This window comes from Candidatus Aminicenantes bacterium, from assembly GCA_011049425.1.
Classification (GTDB): domain Bacteria; phylum Acidobacteriota; class Aminicenantia; order UBA2199; family UBA2199; genus UBA876.
In genome coordinates, this window is record DSBM01000039.1 from 1 (window position 1) to 4,735 (window position 4,735).

Here is a 4,735-nt window from a genome sequence, read left to right on the forward strand (position 1 = left end):
CGCCGCAGGCAAAACAGCAACTGGAGAGCGTCATCAATGCGGTAAAACAGAAAATCGCCGACCGCGATAAGGCGGCCCGGAAAACCGTGGAAGGTTCCGCCCCGGCCGCTGAAACCACTGACCCGCAAGCGGTCCTGGCCCAGGCAGGCAAACTATTGGCACAGAACAAGTGGACAGAGGCCCGCAAGCTGCTTGAACCGTTCGTGGATCGCAATCCGGATCACCTTCCGGCACACAAAATGCTGCTGCAAACGATCTCCAGCCTGGCCAACATCGGTTACGACAATAACGTCTACGCCGACCAGGACTACCGCACCAACCTGGCCTTTGACGTGGTCCGCCTGATGGAAAAGATCAGCGAACTAGACCCGAAAGACATGGAAATGCGGCTGCAGAAAGGCGCGATCAACGTGAGCATGCCCTTTTTCGTCAACAAGTTGGACCAGGGGATTGATGACCTGAACATGGTCTTGAATGGCGACAGCACGGACGAGCAAAAGGCCCAGGCCCTCTACTATCTGGGCCTGGCGCACCAGAAGCAGATGACCACCTACTGGATCCAGGTGGCCAAAAAGTATGGCAAAACCCAAGCCGCCCAAGAGGTTTTCGCCGGCCTGCGCCCGGCCATAACCCGCTTATCCGCTAAAGATCTGAAAAAGCCATGCGTGACCATCGATTTCGTACTCGGATTCAGGGACGAACTCGCCCCCCAGACCGCGGTCTGGATTGAAAACTCCGAGGGCGAATTCGTCAAAACCGTCTACGTATCCGGGTTCAGTGGCTTTGCCAAAGAAAAGCAGGTCAACCTGCCCCAGTGGTCCAAACGCTCCGAATTCCGAGACGTGGACGGCGTGACCGGCGCCAGCATTGACCGCGGACACCACATCTACGTATGGAACCTGAAAGATTTCCAGGAAAACACCGTGCCCCAGGGCGAATACCGCGTACGCGTGGAAACCCACTTCTGGCCCAGCATGATGTACCAGCGCAGCGAGGCCGTCATCCGCGTCGGTAAAGAGATTGACTCATCGGTAACCGAAAAAGGACACCTGATCCCGTTTCTGAAAGTGGACTATCACGGCTCACAAAAACAATCCGAATAGAAAAATACCACGCGCCCTGGCTGGACTTTCACTCAGCAAAGCCTTGCCGGATCAGGATTTCTCCTGCTTTTTCTGCTTTTTTGCCTGGCGCTTCTCCTTCAAGGTTTTTTCAGATTTCTTTTTGGTTGTTTTCCGGGCGTCCCTGCCTTTGGCCATGGTACTCTCCTTGCCCTGGTTTGACATATTGACCCTGGTGCATATTGCCGATAGATTATATTCCCAGAACCGGCCTAATGCAACTGAAAATTCAAGGGATCAGGTCTTGCATTATCACTTTTTCTGATTTTCCATTCGCCTGACCGCCCAGCTTATTGAAACCCAAAAACCTGTCCTCCCCAATTCACCGCTCTATTTGCTACCAAGTTTTCTTGAGATTTTTCTGCATTCTGTCCTATTAGACAAATTGAACCCGGTTGGTTTTGCCGCCGATTCGAAAAGGAGAAAAAAATGATTTTGTTTGTTCGCCGAATTGTTTTGACCGCATTTGTCCTGATTGTATTTGCCGCATCCCTCAGCGCCGCGGAAATCATCATTTACAGCAAGCCGAATTTCAAAGGCAAGAGCGTGAGACTGCAAGCCAACGCGCCGGACTTGAGCAACCGCTTCTGGGGCGACATGAAAAACAAGGTGTCTTCGATCAAGATGTTCAACATGCAGTCCGCCGCGCTGTTCAAAGGTGAAAACTACAACGGCGTGTGCCATACCATGAAGAGCAATATTGCCGATCTAAGCACCACGACCCTGGGAAACAACGGCTTGTCATCCATTAAACTGGCTTTCCAGTGCAACAAAACCAATTTTTTGAAAATGAGAAACAATTCCGCCGCGGTGGTCCGCTTTGACTGGAAGTTCGAAGATTCCTCAGTCTGGGAGACAAAACGGCTGGCGGTCGGACAGGAACTGATTCTGAACCTTGATGAAGAGGAACGGCTGGAACTGGTGGTATTTTTTGTTTACCCCGCCATGGATACGGCCGGCAACTTCCAGGACATTAAGGAAAAATGCCGTTACACAATTATCATGAACAGCAGCCATTTTGTGTTCGCCAAGGGATCATTAATCAATCCTTCCTGTGAACACGTGGTTGTCCCCACCCCTTGAGTAACAGGCAAGAACAGAGGGGCTGGCGGCGCATGCCTCCCGCTCGACACGCCGTGCCGTTCGCCTGAAACTGCGTGTATCCGTAGCCGCTTTAATCCAGCAACAACTCCCAGCGGTAGGTCTTGCGATGATGGCCGTTGCTGAATTTTTTCTCCCAGCTACCCTCTCCCGCGAAAAACGTTTCACCTTGAGTGGTTTTGACGCGGTTGTCTGGATGAACCTGAGTGGCGCTGAACTGCTGCGTTAAAGAACGCTGCATGCGCCTCAAGCGGCGGGCGGTTTCATTATCAGTGGGGAAATCCCCAGCCAAATCCTGGCCGGCTTTTCTGGCTTCACGTTTGTCCGGACGGTGTTCGCTGACCGGACCGACATTTATTCTATCCGGCGGACCCTCAGGAATTTCATCTCCATGCCAATCAATTAAAAGCGGTACGTCTTCGTAGATCAACCCCTGAACATCATCACTCTCAGGATCCAGAAACAACAACAGCAACTGGTTGTAAAAATCAGGACTGGCCGTATCCGCCTGCATGTGCTCTTGATCGGTAGCGCTCACGCGGTTCGCGCTTCCCTGAAACTCAAGCAGGGACAAATTGGTTACACGCAACATGTTATCCGCCACCCATGGCTCTAAATCAATGCGCAGAATGGCCCGGATACGATGGTCCTTGCGCTCTTTTCCATACAGGCGCAGATAATCTTCATTGTATTCGAGCAACAGATAATGGGCGCAATTGAGTTTCAAAGTCAGCGTGGCAATGGTCTGGTAAGGCTCCGTCAAGTTCATGGGAATCTTGTCGATTTCTCCATACGCCAGGGAATTGAGAAAAGTGATTTTTACCTCATCTTTTTGACAATGAAGCGGGGCTCGATAATCAAACTCAACGGTTCCCTCGCCAACCTGGAATGCCTGCTGATTGCCGGTGGGCGTCATGGGCATCTCTGCGGAAGCGCCACCCAAAATTTCTCCGGCATTGGCCACAACCACGATCCGTTCCATTTTATCCGCCGGATTTCCCGCAGAGTCGCAAAAATTCGACAAGACAACAGTCACCGTTTCGCCGGGACGCAAAGTGGTTTTGGCCGGCCTGGCCGTCAAGGAAACGGGTGAGTGGTCATCAGCCCTGACAACACCCAGAATGGCAAATAACCCAAACAACAAACCCATCGGTACAATCAAACGTTTCATTAAACCTCCTTTGCATCAGGCACGTAGACCGCGATGCTGTTTCATCCCGACTTCATGTAGATATATTGTACAGCGGCCCATTTTTTTACTCATCCATGGTAAACGCATTGCCTCAATCCTTGGACCTCCGTCCCGGCGGTCGGATTCAAAACGGAAATCCCCACTTCTGCCCCTGCAGATGAATCGTGTCTTTCCCCATTCCAAAAAAAACCACAAGGATTCCCCTGAAAGACAAATACGCCTGGCACAAAAACCATCGGGGTCTCAAATTTGAAAATAACTCGAATACCATTTTACCATTACGTCTTCCTAATCCGGCGCTTCATCACTTCCCCAGCCAGCCGTTCCGCTAATTGCCGGGAAGCCTTATTTTCAGTAATTTCCTTCTTGAATATCCTCACCATGGCCGACACAGCCGCATAATCCATTTTCATGATGTCCCCGATCTGCTTCAGGCTGTTCGCCGTATGGCGCCACAAGCCATAGATCAGCAACTTGCGATACACGTTGCCGCGCTTCCGTTTCCATATCACATCTTCCGCAATGCGCATTTCCACTAGCATGATCTCCATAATATCATCGGCATTCACCAGGCTCATATCGCGAACATCGGGCTGCTCCCGGTCGTCTATCGACCCACCGGTATCCTTGACCTTCTTGAAAACGCTGCGCAAAAAGCCTTCACTGCCCAGCAGCGAGTTCTTCCCGTATATCAACTCTGAGTCGATTTCCGTCCCATGTTCGGAGTATCCTTTCAAAAATCTCCCGTATTCACTTTTATTGCCATGGAACATACCCAGCAAATCGTCTACCCGCAAAAAGTCCGGCTTCTTTGACTTTAGAGCGTAAAAACGGCAGCTGCCATACTCATACTTGGATGGCTCTTCTACAATTCCGGCTCGCACCGGGTTCAGATGAATGTAAGCGCTCAATACTTTTAAGTATTCATCCTTTTCTACCAATATCGCCTTGTAGCGCCCCTGAAACACGGAGCCGACGATATCGTACTTGTGTCGGAACCAGTTGCCGTAACTGGCGTTCAGGTAATGCATGGCCCGGCTCAGGTTGGCGTATGGTGTTTCCACCAACAGGTGATAGTGGTTGTCCATCAACACATAGGCATGAACAAGCAACCGATATTTCTCCGCTGTTTCACCGAGCTTGATCAGGAATTTATCCTTATCGGCCGGGCAGGTAAAAATAACATCGCGGCGCTCGCCCCGGGCAATGACATGATAAAAAGCGTTTTCATATTCAATTCGCAAGGGCCGCGCCATAAAAAAATCCTATCTAAGCCCCGTCGGATTGTCAATTTTTCATTTTTGAGACCTGACCCCGATGC

At 50.9% G+C, this 4,735-nt stretch carries 4 protein-coding genes; 2 read left to right on the top strand and 2 right to left on the bottom strand.

All coding sequences use genetic code 11. From position 1 onward, the window contains the following. Positions 1-1,103, top strand: a 1,103-nt coding sequence (locus ENN40_02885; protein ID HDP94286.1) for a DUF2271 domain-containing protein, incomplete at its 5' end; no start/stop codon positions are given. A gap of 447 nt (positions 1,104-1,550) precedes the next feature. Then, positions 1,551-2,204: a hypothetical protein gene (locus ENN40_02890; protein HDP94287.1), complete on the top strand. Its 654-nt coding sequence runs from the start codon at positions 1,551-1,553 to the stop codon at positions 2,202-2,204. 91 nt (positions 2,205-2,295) lie between these two features. Here ENN40_02890 and ENN40_02895 read toward each other — a convergent pair whose 3' ends face one another. Then, the gene (locus ENN40_02895) at positions 2,296-3,393 is read right to left on the bottom strand and encodes a hypothetical protein (GenBank protein ID HDP94288.1); all 1,098 of its coding nucleotides are present in this window, start codon (positions 3,391-3,393) and stop codon (positions 2,296-2,298) included. Positions 3,394-3,692: 299 nt separating this feature from the next. Beyond that, positions 3,693-4,670 (bottom strand): chromosomal replication initiator DnaA, encoded by a 978-nt coding sequence (locus tag ENN40_02900; GenBank protein ID HDP94289.1) that lies wholly within the window; start codon positions 4,668-4,670, stop codon positions 3,693-3,695. Positions 4,671-4,735 lie beyond the last annotated feature (65 nt).